We start from the raw sequence: 14,236 nt of genomic DNA on the forward strand, positions 1-14,236 counted from the left end.
GCTCAGCCCAGCCCGTTGTCGGCGGTGCGGGCCGGCTTGGCCGGGGTGCGCAGCCACGCGTCGAAGAAGGCCGTGAGGTCCTGCCCACTGACCCGCGCGGCCGTCTCCTCGAACTCCGCGCTCGAGCCGTTGCCGCCGCGCTGCTCGCGGAGCCAGGTGCGCAGCACCCGCCAGAAGACCTGGTCGCCCACGCGGTTGCGCAGCGCCTGGAGCGCCATCCCCCCGCGGCCGTAGACGGCGTTGTCGAAGACCTTGTCGGCGCCGGGGTCGCCCACCACGACGCTCCAGAAGTCGGAGCCCGCGGCCACGTTGTCGTAGTAGCTGCGCAGCGTGGCGTCGCCGGAGCGTCCGCCGTGGGTCTCCGCCCAGCGCCACTCCATGAACGTGGCGAACCCCTCGTTGAGCCAGATGTCGCTCCAGCGCGCCACCGCGATGTCGTCGCCGAACCACTGGTGGGCGAGCTCGTGCACGACGATGCTGGTGTAGCTGCCGCCGACCGACGGGTAGGTCGGGCGCGTCTGGTTCTCGAGGGCGAAGCCGACGTCGAGGCCGGTGGTCAGGCCGCCGACGACGGAGAACGGGTAGGCGCCGAGATCCTTCTCGAGCCCGGCGACCACCGCCGGGCTCTTCTTCATCAGGCGCATGCTGGCCCGCTGGTCCTGCTCGCCGAGGCGCTGCGAGACCGCGACCAGCCAGGGCAGGCCCTGGTACCGGCCCCGGGCGACGGTGAAGTCGCCGGCCGCGAAGAACGCGAGGTAGGGCGCCATCGGCTCGTCGGCGCGCCAGTGCCACGTGGTCGACCGGACGCCGGTCCGCTTGCCCTTCAGCTCTCCGTTGGAGATCACCTCGCGGCCCTTGGGCACGCGGATCCGGACGTCGACGACCGCCTTGTCGAGCGGGTGGTCGTTGGCGGGGAACCACCACGGCGCCATGTGCGGCTCGTTCATCGTGACGACCTCGCGCCGGCTGGCCAGCCAGTTGCGCTCGCCGGCGTAGGCGTACTTCCCCGGGCGGTCGGCGTAGGTCACCACGACGGTGTGCTCGCTGCCCGCGGCGAACGGTGCCGCCGGGGTGATCCGCAGCTCGTGCCCTCCGTCGGTCTTGGTGAAGCCGGCCCTCGCGCCGTCGACGGTCACCTTCGACACCTTGAGCAGGAAGTCGAGGGAGAAGCTGCTGAGGTCGCTGGTCGCCCTCAGCCGCACGGTGGTGCGACCACTGAGCCGCTTCTCGGCGAAGGCGTAGCGGTTGGAGATGGCGTACGACGCCACGTCGATGCCGCCGTTGCCGTCCAGCGGCCAGTAGGGGTCGCCGATGCCCGAGGACCCGTCGACCGGAGCGACCGGACCGGCGGTGGCCGTGGTGCCGGTGAGCCCGACGGTCAGCGCTCCGGCGAGGGAGGCGGCCAGCACGGTCCGGGAGAGGGTTCGTCGCATCACCCCCAGAACCTAGCGCGTGCCGAGCGCGACAAATCGGTTGCGGCGGCGCGCGCGGGTGCTCGACGATGGGCGCGGCGATCCGCCGCCCGACGCGCTGCCCGCGCACCGGTGCCCCCCGTGAAAGGAGCCGTGACATGTCCATCGCTGTCCTCGGCCTGCCCGCCGACCACCTTTCACACACACGGAGCACCCACGTTGCACGACAGCACGCCCCACACCTTCCCGGAGGACTTCCTCCGGCCTGACGACCGTTCGCCCGTCGAGGGCATCGACTCCTCGTTCGTCTTCACCTACGACACCTACGACGACGACCTCCCCGCCGGGCAGAGGTGGTCGCGCTGGGACGACCTCGAGGCCCTCATGAAGGGTCCCGAACCGCGCCCCGACTGGGTCGTGACCTCCAGCGGCGCCATCGACACCGACCTCGGCGTCCTCAAGACGGGGAAGGAGGCCGACGTCTTCCTGCTCGAGCGCGGCGACCCCCACCGCCCGGAGCGCGCGGTCGTCATGGCCGCCAAGCGCTACCGCGACACGGACCACCGCACCTTCCACCGCGCTGCGTCCTACACCGAGGGCCGCTCGATGAAGCGCTCGCGCGACAACCGCGCCCTCAAGCGCAAGTCCACCTGGGGCAAGCAGGTCGCCGCCGGCGAGTGGGCCATCTCGGAGTGGAACGCCCTGCGCCGCTGCTGGGAGCTCGGGCTGCCGGTCCCCTACCCGGTGCAGATCGACGAGACCGAGATCCTGATGGAGTGGATCACGCACACGGTCGACGGGCAGACCGACACCGCGCCGCGCGTGGCCCAGGTGCGACCCGACCGCTCGGTCGTGGAGGGCTTCTACGACCAGCTGCGCGACGCCCTGGGCGTCCTGGTGCAGGCCGGGCTGGTCCACGGCGACCTCTCGCCCTACAACACCCTCGCGGCGGGCGAGCGGCTCGTGATCATCGACCTGCCGCAGATGGTGGACCTGGTCGGCAACCCGCGCGGCATGGACTTCCTGCTGCGCGACTGCGCCAACATGTGCGCCTGGTTCCGCTCGCGCGGACTCGAGGTCGACGAGCAGGAGCTGTTCGCGGACCTGATGGCGCACGCGTTCTGAGGCCGTGCGGCCGCGCCGCTGGCCCTTGAGTCTCCCAGCGACTCAAGGGCCAGCGGGCATAGGTTGTGCTGCGTGAAGCGCACCCGTGGACGCGTCGTCGACGTCACCTCGCTCGACGAGCTCGACCGCCGGCTCGCGCGCGGCGCGCGCTCCCTCGAGGGCTGGCGACTGGTCCGGCTCGACCTGACCAACCGCGTCGACCAGCTCCTGCGGGGTTCGGTCGCGCAAGCCCTGTTCCTCGGCTGCACGTTCGCCGACGGGGACGCCGACGCCGTACGACGCGCCGGGGGCGTGGTGCTGCCGACCATCCCCCACACTCCCGTCGACCCCTACCGGACCACGCTCTACTCCCCACGAGAGCTCTACGACACGCCCCACTACCGCGACTCGCTGGACGCGTGCGCCTACGCGTGGTCCAAGGTGCCCACCGACACCGACGACGCGCTCGCGATGACCCTCCACGACCACGCCATCGACGAGGCCCTGACGAGGTGGGTCGCGGGACGCTCGATCGTCGGTGTGATGGGAGGGCACGGGCTCGAGCGTGGCAGCCAGGGGTACGCCGACGCGGCGCACCTCGGCCACCACCTCGGCGACCACCTGACCGTCGCCACCGGCGGCGGGCCCGGCGCGATGGAGGCGGCCAACCTCGGCGCCTTCCTGCCCGACGGCGTGGAGGCTGCGCTCGCCGAGCTGTCGCGGGTGCCGTCGTTCCGGCCCGACATCGGCGTCTGGGCGCGGGCTGCGTTCGGGGTGCTCGACGCGACCGAGGGCGGGCGGGAGTCGCTCGGGATCCCGACGTGGCACTACGGCCACGAGCCGCCCAACCCGTTCGCCACGTCGATCGCCAAGTACTTCCGCAACGCCACCCGCGAGTCGATCCTGCTGGAGGTGTGCAACGCCGGCATCGTCTTCCTGCCCGGGGCCGGCGGCACGGTGCAGGAGATCTTCCAGGACGCCTGCGAGAACTACTACGCCGACGAGACCTCCCTCGCCCCGATGGTGCTGGTCGGGCGCCGCCACTGGACCGAGGAGCTGCCCGCCTGGCCGCTGCTCGAGGCCATGGCGCGTGGCCGCGCCATGGAGCCGCACGTCCACCTCGTCGACTCGCTCGAGGAGGCGGTCGAGACGATCCGGCTCAGCCGGCGCGCCGACGACTGACCGGCGGGGCGCTGACCTCGCGGTAGTGGCGCACGAGCAGGTCGTTGACGGCCTGCCAGGTGCGTCCCCGCACGCTGGCCCGGGCCGCGAGCGACATCCGGTGGCGCAGCACCGGTCGGTCGCGCAGGTGCGTCACGTGCGCGACCAGCTCGGCGGCGTCGCCGGGCTCGTAGAGGTAGCCCGCCACGGTGTCGTCGACCACGTCGATGGGCCCGCCGGCGCGGGGCGCGACCACGGGCACCCCGCTGGCCAGCGCCTCCTGCGCCGACTGGCAGTAGGTCTCGTGGCGCCCGGTGTGCACGAAGACGTCGAGCGAGGCATGGGCCCGGGCGAGCTCCTCACCGTGCAGCACGCCGAGGAAGGCCGCGCCCGGGAGGAGGGTCCTGAGGCGGGCCTCGTCGGGCCCGCCGCCGACCACGACCAGCCTCACCCCGGGCAGGCGGTCCACGTGGGCGAGCAGCTCGAGCTCCTTCTCCGGCGCCAGCCGCCCGACGTAGCCGACGAGCAGCTCGCCGTGCGGCGCCAGCCGTGCCCGCAGCGACTCGTCGCGCCGGCCCGGGTGGAAGAGCTCCTGGTCCACCCCGCGTGGCCACCGGGCCACCGCCGGCACGCCGAGCCGCTCGAGCTGGTCGATGCTCGCCGTGGACGGCGCGAGGGTGCGGTCGACGCCGAGGTGGATGCGCCGCGTGAGGGACTCCATGGCGCGCGCCCCACCGGGGACGGCGTACCGATCGGCGAAGCCGACCAGGTCGGTCTGGTAGACCGCCACGGTCGGGATGCCCAGCGACCGCGCGACCCTCGCGGCCTGGTGGCCGAGCACGGCCGGCGAGGCGAGGTGCACCACGTCGGGGGCGAAGCGCTGCATCGTGGACCGCAGCCGGCTGCGGGTCTCCAGGCCGATGCGGAAGTCGGGGTAGAGCGGCAGGCAGGCGCCGCGGGCGTGGGTGACGGGGAAGCCGGCGTAGTGCGCGGGGCCGGTCGGTGCGACCAGCTGGGCCTCGTGGCCCTCGGCCGCCAGGTGCTCCAGGACGCGGCGCACGGAGTTGGTCACTCCGTTGACCTGCGGCAGGAACGACTCGGTGACGACCAGGACCCGCAGCGGCGGGCCGTCGGTCGTCGCGGCGAGAGCCGGACGAGCGGCAGGAGTCGGGAGGGTGAGCAGGGGCGCCGGGACGGTGCGGCTGCGACGCCGCCTCTCGAGCATGTCCATGGCACGGACGCTAGGGAGCGCGCGGCAACGCACGACCCGTGCCCGGCAGACGGCACGTGAACGCTCCCCGACGGGCGAGGAGGGCTGCTACTCCTTGGCCGCGAGCTGGCCGCAGGCGCCGTCGATCTCACGCCCGCGGGTGTCGCGGACCGTGGTCGGGATGCCCTTCGCCTCGAGCCGGCGGACGAACTCGCGCTCGTCGGCGGGGTCGGACGCGGTCCACTTCGAGCCCTCGACGGGGTTGAGCGGGATCAGGTTGACGTGCACCCAGCCCCAGTCGCCGTAGGAGTTGAGGACGTCGGCGAGGAGGTCGGCGCGGTGGGCCTGGTCGTTGATGCCGCGCATCATGGCGTACTCGATGGAGACACGGCGCTTGGTGACCCGGGCGTAGTCCCAGGCGGCCTCGACCGTCTCGGCGACCGAAAAGCGGGTGTTGATCGGGACCAGCTCGTTGCGCAGCTCGTCGTCGGGGGCGTGCAGGCTCAGCGCGAGGGTCACCGGGATGCCCTCCTCGGTGAGCTGGCGGATGCGCGGCACGAGCCCGACGGTGGAGACCGTGATGCCGCGCGCGCTCATCCCGAGGCCGGCGGGCGCGGGGTCGGTGAGGCGGCGTACGGCCCCGATGACGGCCTTGTAGTTGGCGAGCGGCTCGCCCATGCCCATGAAGACCACGTTGGACACGCGGCCGGGACCACCCGGCACCTCACCGCGAGCCATCGAGCGCGCGCCCGCCACCACCTGCTCGACGATCTCGGCGGTCGACATGTTGCGCTGCAGTCCACCCATCCCGGTCGCGCAGAAGGGGCAGGCCATGCCGCAGCCGGCCTGGCTGGAGACGCAGACCGTGGCGCGGTCGGGGTAGCGCATGAGCACCGACTCCACCAGCGCGCCGTCGAAGAGCTTCCACAGCGTCTTGCGCGTGGTGCCCTTGTCGGCCTCGAGCGTGCGCAGCGGGGTCATCAGGTCGGGCAGCAGCGCCGACACGAGCTCGTCGCGCTGTCCGGCCGGGAGGTCGGTCATCTCCGCCGGGTCGTCGACGAGCCGGCCGAAGTAGTGGGTCGAGAGCTGCTTGGCGCGGAAGCCCGGCAGCCCCATCTCCTCGAGCAGCGCCTTGCGGCCGGCCTCGTCGAGGTCGGCGAGGTGGCGCGGCGGCTTCTTGCGGCCCCGGGGCTCGTCGAAGACGAGGGGCAGGGTCTTGATGGGCTCTACGGTCTCGGACATCGCACCGAGTGTCCCACCTCGACTGTCGTCGCGGCGAGTCAGCGACTCAGGCGTCGACCATGAAGTAGAGCACGAGCGAGGCCACGCCGAGGACGACGAGGGCCGTCACGACCATCCCCACGAACATGAACTGCGCGAAGCGGCGCGTCTTGCGCTTGACGAGCATCGCGATCGGCACCACCAGCGCGAGGAGCACGAAGGGGAACAGCTTCTCGGCGGTGTCGTAGGTGAAGAGCAGCCGCAGCAGCCCCGCGAACGCGCCCGGCAGCGCGGTGACGTAGAGCATCCCGGCGAAGAAGCCGGTGATCCCGGCGAACGTCGGGTGGCTGTGGTGCCACCAGCCGGGGCGCTCCTGCGGTGCCGCCTCGGACGTGCGGGCCTCTTCAGTCTCCACGCCTCCAGACTAGGCGCTGGCGACGGCCACCGAGTGCGGGGCACGCGGGCCGGGTGGCAGGCAGGACGTGTCGCGCCTCATAGGTCCAGCACGATCACGTCGGGCATCTCCAGCGCCTCCCACCGGGCGAGGTCGGGCGGCTCGCCGGTCAGCGCGGCGACGACGAGGGTCCAGGCGGTGCCGTGCCCCACGAGGACGACGTCGTCGTCCCCGTGCACGTCCAGCACGCGGCGCACCGCGGGCACCACCCGGTCGCGGCACGTGGTCAGCGGCTCCCAGCCGGCCACCGCCGGCTCCTCGGGGACGGCGAACGCTCGACGGACCGCGGCGGTGAAGTCCTCGACCCACTCCCCCGTGCGCTCGTGCTCGCGCAGGTCGGGCAGCACGCCGACGTCGGCATCGGTCAGGAGCTGGGCGGTCTGCATCGCCTTGGGCTCGGGCGAGCTGAACCAGGCCGCACGCGTGGGCAGCCGGCCCCCGGACCGCAGCGCCCACACGTCGTCGTACGCCGCGGGGTCGAGGTCCCACTCGGCGGCGGGCACGTCCGGGACCACCAGCGGGCGGCCGTGCCGGACCAGGTGCAGGGTCACAGGAACTCCCTGGCGCCCCGCAACCGGGTGCGCAGCAGCGTCGCGGCCAGGCTGGAGTCGAGGCGTACGTCGACGGGGCCGGGGTCGGGAAGGTCGGACCGTCGACCGGCCCGCAGCGCGCCGGGGTCGAGGCCGTCGCGGAGGGCGACCAGCCGACCGAGCTCGAGCCGGCTCACTGCGTCGGCACCCCCCACGTGGAGGACGCCAGAGACGTCGTTGCCGGCCAGCTCGACGAGGGCCCTCGCCAGGTCACGGACGTGGACCGGGCAGCGGCGCTCGTCCTCGAACAGCGCTCCCTCGCCGCCGAGCGCCAGCGCGTGGAACAGCCGCTCGTGCTTGGACTCGCCGTCGCCGAGGATGAGCGAGGCCCGGGCGACCACCACGTCCGGCCCTGAGCCGAGGGCCGCGGCTTCTGCCTCCACCTTCGCCTCGCCGTAGGCCGACACGGGCGCAGGCGGCACCGACTCGTCGTACGGCACCGGGCGGCCGCCGAAGACCACGTCGGAGGAGACCAGCACCAAGCGGGCGCCGGCACGTGCGGCTGCCTGCGCGACGTGCGCGGCGCCGGTCGCGGTGACGTCACGGTCGGACTGGACGTAGGCGGTGTGGACGATCGCGTCCGGCCGGTGCCGCGCGACGAGTGCCTCGACGGCGCCGCGGTCGCGCACGTCGCACTCCGCCGAACCCACGGCGGTCACCTCGTGCGCGACGGCCGCGGCCACGACGTGGCGGCCGAGGTAGCCGGTGCGGCCACCGGTGACGAGGAGGCGCACCTAGAAGACGAGGTAGTAGAGCACCAGCCAGATCGGTGCGACCGTCGCGAGGAGCGAGTCGAGCCGGTCCATCAGGCCACCGTGACCGGGGATGACGTTGCTCATGTCCTTGATCCCGAGGTCGCGCTTGATCACCGACTCGCACAGGTCGCCGAGGGTGGCCATGACGGCGGCGATGAGGCCGAGCAGGACGCCGACCCACCAGTCGCCCCCCAGGAACGAGGTGACCAGCCACGTGCCGACGGCGACCGTGGCGACCATGGAGCCGGCGAAGCCCTCCCAGGACTTCTTCGGCGAGATGACGGGCGCCATCGGGTGCTTGCCGAAGAGCACGCCGGCGACGTAGCCGCCGGTGTCGGACGCGACCGTGATGGCGATGAAGGTGATGATGCCGCGCACCCCCTGGTCATCGGTGTCGAGGCCGAAGGCCGGGTTGTGGCCCCCCTCGGAGAGCAGGAGAGCGACGAACGAGCCGAGGAACGGGACGTAGACCAGCGTGAAGACCGCGGCGGTGGCGTTCTTGACGTAGCCCTCGACACCGCGCCGCAGCAACCACAGCATGATCACGAGCGCCGTCACCGCCGTGGCGGTCACCAGCGCCGGAGCCCCCGAGAAGTAGGCGACGACCACCATGACGACACCGCCGAGCATGAGTGGCTGCTCGGGGATGTCGATGTCCTTGGCCCCGAGGCCCTTGTGCAGCTCCCAGATCGCCACGACCACGGCCGCCGCCACGATGGCCATGAAGGCGGTCTTCCAGAACAGCAGCGACAGCAGGATGGCGCCGACCAGCACCACCGCTGAGCCGATGGCGGTGGGGAGGTCGCGGCCGGCGCGGCCGTGGTCCTTCTTGATCGCCTCGGACGGCGGCAGGGGCGCGCCGGACGGCGGCGGCTCGGAGGTGCTCATGGATGTGTGCTCAGACCTCGAGCAGCTCGGCTTCCTTGTGCTTGAGGAGCTCGTCGATCTTGTCGGTGTGGGTCTTGGTGACCGCGTCGAGGCGCTTCTCGGCACCGGTGACGTCGTCCTTGCCGACGTCACCGTCCTTCTCGAGCTTCTCCAGCGCCTGCTTGGCGGTGCGGCGCACGTTGCGCACCGACACGCGGCCGTCCTCGGCCTTGGCGCGGGCGAGCTTGATGAACTCCTTGCGGCGCTCCTCGGTGAGCTCGGGGAAGACGCAGCGCAGGACCTTGCCGTCGTTGGCCGGGTTGACGCCCAGGTCAGAGTCACGGATGGCGCGCTCGATGGCACCCATCGCGCCGATGTCGAAGGGCTGGATGAGGATGGTGCGCGCGTCCTGGGAGGAGAAGCTGGCCAGCTGCTGCAGCGGCGTCTGGGTGCCGTAGTAGTCGGCGGTGATCTTGGAGAACATCGCGGGGTTGGCGCGTCCGGCGCGGATCGCGGCGAACTCCTCGCGGGTCGCCTCGACGGACTTGCCCATCTTGGCGTCGGCATCGTTCATGACGTCGGTGATCACGTGTGCTCTCTCTCGTCGTACGTCGGGGTGGTGGCGGTGCGCGGTCCCGGTCAGGACGCGCTGGTCACCAGCGTGCCAATCTTCTCACCCCGCACGGCCTGCACGATCGTGCCCGGCGTGGAGAGGTTGAAGAAGACCATGTCCATCTTGTTGTCGCGCGCCAGGGCGATGCCCGTGGCGTCGGCGACCTTGAGGTCGCGCGCGAGGTACTCGTCGTAGGTCAGTCGGTCGAACATGACCGCTGCCGGGTTGGTCTTGGGATCGGAGTCGAAGACCCCGTCGACGCCCTGCTTGCCCATCAGGATGACCTCGCAGCGCGTCTCGAGCGCACGCTGGGCCGCGACCGTGTCGGTGGAGAAGAACGGCATGCCGGCGCCGGCGCCGAAGATCACGACGCGGCCCTTCTCCATGTGCCGGATCGCGCGACGCGGGATGTAGGGCTCGGCGACCTGGCCCATCGTGATCGCGGTCTGCACGCGCGTCTCGACGCCGTGCTTCTCGATCAGGTCCTGCAGGGCCAGGCAGTTCATGACGGTGCCGAGCATGCCCATGTAGTCGGCTCGCGCACGCTCCATGCCGCGCTGCTGCAGCTCCGCGCCGCGAAAGAAGTTGCCCCCGCCCACGACGATGGCGATCTGCACCCCGGACTTGGCGACCTCGGCGATCTCGGCGGCCAGGGCGTTGATGACGTCGAGGTCCAGGCCCACCTCACCACCGCCGAACACCTCGCCGGAGAGCTTGAGCAGGACTCGGTCGTAAGCCGTCACTGGGATCCCTTCGCGCGCCACGTGGTCGACGAGAAACCTACCGGCCGCGGACCCGGCGGGTCGAACCCGCACACCCCGTCAGGCGGACCACCCGCGCCCGCGGACGCGAACGGGGCCCGTACGCAGTGCGTACGGGCCCCGGACGGTGCTCGGGTGGAGCGTGGCTCAGGCGCCGACCTCGAAGCGGGCGAACCGCTTGACGGTGGTGCCGGCGGCGTCGAGGACGGCCTTGACCGTCTTCTTCGACTCGGTGACCGACTCCTGCTCGAGCAGGACGATCTCCTTGTAGAACCCACCGAGGCGACCCTCGACGATCTTGGCGATCGCCTGCTCGGGCTTGCCCTCCTCGCGGGTCTTCTGCTCCGCGATCGAGCGCTCGGACTCCACGAGGTCGGCCGGGACCTCGTCGCGGGTGAGGTACTGGGCCTTCATGGCGGCGATCTGCATCGCGGCGGCGCGGGCGGCGGCCTCGTCACCCTCGAACTCGACCAGGACGCCCACGGCGGGCGGCAGGTCGGCGGCACGCTTGTGCATGTAGGTGACGGTGTTGCCCTCGAAGTAGGCGACCTCGCCCAGCTCGATCTTCTCGCCGATGGTGATGGCGAGGTCCTGGACGACCTCCCCGACGGTCTTGCCGTCGAGCTCGGCGGCCTTGAGGGTCTCGGTGTCGGCAGCCTTCACCGAGTCGGCGACCTCGGCGATCTGCTGCGCCTTGGCGATGAAGTCCTCGTTCTTGGCGACGAAGTCGGTCTCGCTCTTGAGCTCGACCAGCGCGTGGCCGGCGGTCGCGACGAGGCCGGCAGCGGTCTCGCGCTCGGCACCGCGGGCGGCGGCCTTGGCGGCGCCCTTGACGCGGAGCAGCTCGACGGCCTTGTCGAAGTCGCCGTCGGTCTCGGTGAGCGCCTTCTTGCAGTCCATCATCCCGGCCTGGGTCAGCTCACGGAGCTTCTTGACGTCGGCGGCGGCGAAGTTGGCCATGTGGTCCCTCTTCCTTGGGTGCGGGGGCCCGGCTCCGCGATCTGGTCAGATCGGTGTGGGAGGCCGGGCGGCGGGTGGAGCGAGCAGCACGGGAGCCGGTCGCGGGCAGGGCCCGCGACCGGCGTTCCGTGATCAGTCCTTCTTGTCGGCCTCGGCCTCGGCGGGGGCCTCGGTCGCAGCCTCGGCCTCGGCGGGGGCCTTGGCCTCGGCGGGGGCCTCGGCGGGCGCCTCGGTGGCGGCGTCGGCCTCGACGGGAGCCTCGGTGGGCGCCTCGGTGGCGGCGTCAGCAGCGGCCTCGGCCTGCGGGGCCTCGGAGGAGGCACCGGTGGCCTCGGAGGCCGGGGTCTCGGCGGCGGCGTCGCCGGTGGCGGCCGCGGCCGTCTTCTCGGCGTCGCCCTCGAGGAGCTCGCGCTCCCACTCGGCGAGGGGCTCCTCGGCGCCGACGGCCTCGGCGTCGCCGGTCTTCGCACCCGAACGGGCGATGAGGCCCTCGGCGACGGCGTCGGCGACCACGCGGGTCAGCAGGCCGACCGCGCGGATCGCGTCGTCGTTGCCCGGGATCGGGAAGTCGACGTGGTCGGGGTCGCAGTTGGAGTCGAGGATGCCGATGATCGGGATCCGCAGCTTGCGCGCCTCCTCGACGGCCAGGTGCTCCTTGTTGGTGTCGACGATCCACACCGCGGAGGGGACCTTGGACATCTCGCGGATGCCGCCGAGGGTCTTCTCGAGCTTGGCGTGCTCCCGCTTCATCTGCAGGAGCTCCTTCTTGGTGCGACCCGAGCCGGCGACGGTGTCGAAGTCGACGTCGTCGAGCTCCTTGAGGCGGTTGATCCGCTGGTGCACGGTCTGGAAGTTGGTGAGCATGCCGCCGAGCCAGCGCTGGTTGACGTAGGGCATCCCGACGCGCGTCGCCTGCTCGGCGATGGCCTCCTGGGCCTGCTTCTTGGTGCCGACGAACATGATCACGCCGCCGCGCGCGACGGTCTCCTTGACGAACGCGTAGGAGCGGTCGATGTAGGCGAGCGACTGCTGCAGGTCGATGATGTAGATGCCGTTGCGCTCGGTCATGATGAAGCGCTTCATCTTGGGGTTCCAACGACGGGTCTGGTGACCGAAGTGGACGCCGCTCTCGAGCAGCTGGCGCATGGTGACGACTGCCATGGGTTTCTCCTGTTGTGACGGAGGCACGATCCCTCGACGACCTCTGGCCGATGTGCCCGACCTTGTGACAGGCCGGACCGGGAGCGTGCTCCTGTGGGTTTCAGTTGCTGCGCCCGACGGGTGTCGGGAGCCCTGACGCTCACACGCCGGTCCGATCCGCACCCACCCCGATGGACCTGGAGCTGGCGGGAACTGAGGGCCGACGTCCGCGGGCGGTCCGGAACCAGGGAAGCATTCCGACGCGGTCAGCGAGCGTGCGAAGTCAGTCCGGGAGGACTGCTCCCGACATCGTAGGTCAACCCTCCGGTGCTCGGCGAATCCATGTGTGCGGCGCTCGCGGCCCCTGCTGGTGCACCGCTGGGAGTCCACAGCAGCCGGGTGGCCGCCGTCCTCCACAGGCGGCGCCCCGACCGCTCGCACCCGGGTGCGAGCGCGGTGACGATCGGTGGATGCGTGCCCTCCTCGGTGTCGTCCTGCTCGTGCCGCTCCTCGCCGTCCCGGTGCCGGTCGCCGCGCTCGACAGCGACCGCTCCACCGAGGTCGTCGAAGGGGTCTGGCCGCTGGCTCCCGAGCCCGAGGTGGTGCGGGGCTTCGAGCCGCCTGCCGGCCCCTATGCACCGGGTCACCGCGGCGTCGACCTGGCCGGCGTCGCGGGCCAGCCCGTGCTCGCCGCGCTGCCCGGCACCGTCGGCTTCGCCGGCTCCATCGGAGGCAAGCCGGTGGTCACGGTGCTGCACGGCGGGCGTCGTACGACCTATGAACCCGTCGTGGCGACGGTCAGCCGTGGCCAGCAGGTGGCCGCAGGCGAGGTGCTGGGACGCCTCACCGTGCTCGACGGCCACTGCTTCCCCGCCGCCTGCCTGCACTGGGGACTGCTCGAGGGCGAGACCTACCTCGACCCGCTGACGCTCGTCGACGCGGGGCCCGTCCGGCTGCTCCCCCTGTGGCGCGACGACCCACGCCCCACGCGTACGCCGTGGACTCCCCCGCTCGAGCAGTGGCGGCGCCCGCTCGACTGGCTCGCCTGACAGCCGGACCGACCTCGGCCGCACTCAGGCGCGGGGGTGTGCCTGCTGGTAGGCCCGCCGCAGGCGGTCGGTGGTGACGTGCGTGTAGAGCTGGGTGGTGGCGAGCGAGGCGTGCCCGAGCAGCTCCTGCACGGAGCGGAGGTCGGCCCCGCCCTCGAGCAGGTGGGTGGCGGCGGTGTGGCGCAGCCCGTGGGGGCCGATGTCGGGGGCGCCGGGCACGTCGGCCACCCGCCGGTGCACCAGGGCGCGCACGGCGCGCTGGTCGATGCGCCTGCCGCGCACGCCGAGGAAGAGCGCCGGCCCGGAGCCCTCGACCCGCAGCGAGGGACGACCCGAGGCCAGCCAGCGGTCGAGCGCCCGGGCCGCTGGCGTGCCGTAGGGCACGGAGCGCTCCTTGCGCCCCTTGCCCAGCACGCGGACGAGTCGCCGCTCGCCGTCGACGTCGTCGATGTCGAGGCCGACGAGCTCGCCGACGCGCACGCCCGTCGCGTAGAGCAGCTCGAGCATCGCCACGTCACGGATGCCGACCGGGGTGCCGTCGTCGGCCAGGTCGCTCGCGGAGCGGATCAAGGCCTCGGCCTCGTCGGCGCGCAGCACCGGCGGCAGGGTCTTGTGCCGCTTCGGGGAGCCCAGGGCCGAGCCCGGGTCGGTCGGCAGGCGACCGGTGCGGTGCAGCCACGCGGTGAACACCCGGGCTGCCGTGGCGCGTCGCGCGATCGTCGTACGGCTGCGGCCGGTGGTCTGGAGCCGCGCCAGCCAGCTGCGCAGCGTGCGCAGGTCGAGCCCGGACATGTCGTCGATCCCGAGGCGCAGGCAGTGGTCGAGGAGGCTGGAGATGTCGCCGAGGTAGGCGCGGACGGTGTGCGGCGCGAGGTCACGCTCGGAGACGAGGTGGCGCTCGTAGTCGCCGAGCAGCCGCACCATCGGCTCGGGCAGGCC

At 72.2% G+C, this 14,236-nt stretch carries 15 protein-coding genes; 3 read left to right on the forward strand and 12 right to left on the reverse strand.

What is annotated here, in order from left to right:
- Positions 1-2 precede the first annotated feature (2 nt).
- The gene (locus ASG76_RS10380) at positions 3-1,433 is read right to left on the reverse strand and encodes a M1 family metallopeptidase (protein ID WP_235529543.1); all 1,431 of its coding nucleotides are present in this window, start codon (positions 1,431-1,433) and stop codon (positions 3-5) included.
- A 198-nt stretch (positions 1,434-1,631) separates the two neighbouring features.
- Here ASG76_RS10380 and ASG76_RS10385 point away from each other — a divergent pair, with 198 nt between their 5' ends.
- Together ASG76_RS10385 and ASG76_RS10390 are read left to right on the forward strand one after the other, a co-directional pair.
- Positions 1,632-2,537 (forward strand): serine protein kinase RIO, encoded by a 906-nt coding sequence (locus tag ASG76_RS10385; RefSeq protein WP_082587433.1) that lies wholly within the window; start codon positions 1,632-1,634, stop codon positions 2,535-2,537.
- Positions 2,538-2,609: 72 nt separating this feature from the next.
- Positions 2,610-3,698, forward strand: coding sequence for an LOG family protein (locus ASG76_RS10390; RefSeq protein ID WP_056602510.1), 1,089 nt, complete (start codon positions 2,610-2,612; stop codon positions 3,696-3,698).
- On the opposite strand, the gene ASG76_RS10395 is transcribed toward ASG76_RS10390, so the two are convergent.
- From ASG76_RS10395 to rpsB, 10 genes are all read right to left on the reverse strand, one after another.
- Positions 3,676-4,908: a glycosyltransferase family 4 protein gene (locus tag ASG76_RS10395; protein ID WP_235529518.1), complete on the reverse strand. Its 1,233-nt coding sequence runs from the start codon at positions 4,906-4,908 to the stop codon at positions 3,676-3,678. The two genes, ASG76_RS10390 and ASG76_RS10395, sit on opposite strands and share 23 nt — an antisense overlap.
- Before the next feature lie 87 nt (positions 4,909-4,995).
- Positions 4,996-6,129 (reverse strand): 23S rRNA (adenine(2503)-C(2))-methyltransferase RlmN, encoded by a 1,134-nt coding sequence (gene rlmN, locus ASG76_RS10400; protein ID WP_056602512.1) that lies wholly within the window; start codon positions 6,127-6,129, stop codon positions 4,996-4,998.
- 46 nt (positions 6,130-6,175) lie between these two features.
- The gene (locus tag ASG76_RS10405) at positions 6,176-6,523 is read right to left on the reverse strand and encodes a hypothetical protein (RefSeq protein WP_056602514.1); all 348 of its coding nucleotides are present in this window, start codon (positions 6,521-6,523) and stop codon (positions 6,176-6,178) included.
- A 77-nt stretch (positions 6,524-6,600) separates the two neighbouring features.
- Positions 6,601-7,113: a histidine phosphatase family protein gene (locus ASG76_RS10410; protein ID WP_056602516.1), complete on the reverse strand. Its 513-nt coding sequence runs from the start codon at positions 7,111-7,113 to the stop codon at positions 6,601-6,603.
- Positions 7,110-7,886, reverse strand: a complete 777-nt coding sequence (locus ASG76_RS10415) for an SDR family oxidoreductase (protein WP_056602517.1) — start codon at positions 7,884-7,886, stop codon at positions 7,110-7,112. The genes ASG76_RS10410 and ASG76_RS10415 overlap by 4 nt, the downstream gene beginning before the upstream one ends.
- Entirely contained in the window at positions 7,887-8,795 is a 909-nt protein-coding gene (locus tag ASG76_RS10420) for a phosphatidate cytidylyltransferase (RefSeq protein WP_056602519.1), read from the reverse strand.
- A gap of 10 nt (positions 8,796-8,805) precedes the next feature.
- The gene (gene frr, locus ASG76_RS10425; RefSeq protein ID WP_082587459.1) at positions 8,806-9,360 is read right to left on the reverse strand and encodes a ribosome recycling factor; all 555 of its coding nucleotides are present in this window, start codon (positions 9,358-9,360) and stop codon (positions 8,806-8,808) included.
- Positions 9,361-9,413: 53 nt separating this feature from the next.
- Positions 9,414-10,130 (reverse strand): UMP kinase, encoded by a 717-nt coding sequence (gene pyrH / locus ASG76_RS10430; RefSeq protein WP_200948145.1) that lies wholly within the window; start codon positions 10,128-10,130, stop codon positions 9,414-9,416.
- Positions 10,131-10,295: 165 nt separating this feature from the next.
- Positions 10,296-11,108, reverse strand: coding sequence for a translation elongation factor Ts (tsf, locus tag ASG76_RS10435; protein ID WP_056602523.1), 813 nt, complete (start codon positions 11,106-11,108; stop codon positions 10,296-10,298).
- Positions 11,109-11,240: 132 nt separating this feature from the next.
- Positions 11,241-12,269, reverse strand: coding sequence for a 30S ribosomal protein S2 (gene rpsB / locus ASG76_RS10440; RefSeq protein WP_056602525.1), 1,029 nt, complete (start codon positions 12,267-12,269; stop codon positions 11,241-11,243).
- A gap of 449 nt (positions 12,270-12,718) precedes the next feature.
- Here rpsB and ASG76_RS10445 point away from each other — a divergent pair, with 449 nt between their 5' ends.
- Positions 12,719-13,297, forward strand: coding sequence for a M23 family metallopeptidase (locus tag ASG76_RS10445; RefSeq protein WP_056602527.1), 579 nt, complete (start codon positions 12,719-12,721; stop codon positions 13,295-13,297).
- Positions 13,298-13,321: 24 nt separating this feature from the next.
- Here the strand turns inward: ASG76_RS10445 and ASG76_RS10450 are convergent, their stop codons facing one another.
- Positions 13,322-14,221 (reverse strand): tyrosine recombinase XerC, encoded by a 900-nt coding sequence (locus ASG76_RS10450; RefSeq protein WP_056602849.1) that lies wholly within the window; start codon positions 14,219-14,221, stop codon positions 13,322-13,324.
- Positions 14,222-14,236: the final 15 nt, after the last annotated feature.

It is taken from the genome of Nocardioides sp. Soil774 (assembly GCF_001428125.1).
GTDB lineage: Bacteria > Actinomycetota > Actinomycetes > Propionibacteriales > Nocardioidaceae > Nocardioides.

Excerpts from the sequence above, each read along its gene's own strand:
- rpsB (WP_056602525.1), bottom strand. The coding sequence starts at position 12,269 with ATGGCAGTCGTCACCATGCGCCAGCTGCTCGAGAGCGGCGTCCACTTC.
- tsf (WP_056602523.1), bottom strand. The coding sequence starts at position 11,108 with ATGGCCAACTTCGCCGCCGCCGACGTCAAGAAGCTCCGTGAGCTGACC.
- ASG76_RS10395 (WP_235529518.1), bottom strand. The coding sequence starts at position 4,908 with ATGGACATGCTCGAGAGGCGGCGTCGCAGCCGCACCGTCCCGGCGCCC.
- ASG76_RS10420 (WP_056602519.1), bottom strand. The coding sequence starts at position 8,795 with ATGAGCACCTCCGAGCCGCCGCCGTCCGGCGCGCCCCTGCCGCCGTCC.
- ASG76_RS10445 (WP_056602527.1), top strand. The coding sequence starts at position 12,719 with ATGCGTGCCCTCCTCGGTGTCGTCCTGCTCGTGCCGCTCCTCGCCGTC.
- ASG76_RS10380 (WP_235529543.1), bottom strand. The coding sequence starts at position 1,433 with ATGCGACGAACCCTCTCCCGGACCGTGCTGGCCGCCTCCCTCGCCGGA.
- ASG76_RS10450 (WP_056602849.1), bottom strand. The coding sequence starts at position 14,221 with ATGGTGCGGCTGCTCGGCGACTACGAGCGCCACCTCGTCTCCGAGCGT.
- rlmN (WP_056602512.1), bottom strand. The coding sequence starts at position 6,129 with ATGTCCGAGACCGTAGAGCCCATCAAGACCCTGCCCCTCGTCTTCGAC.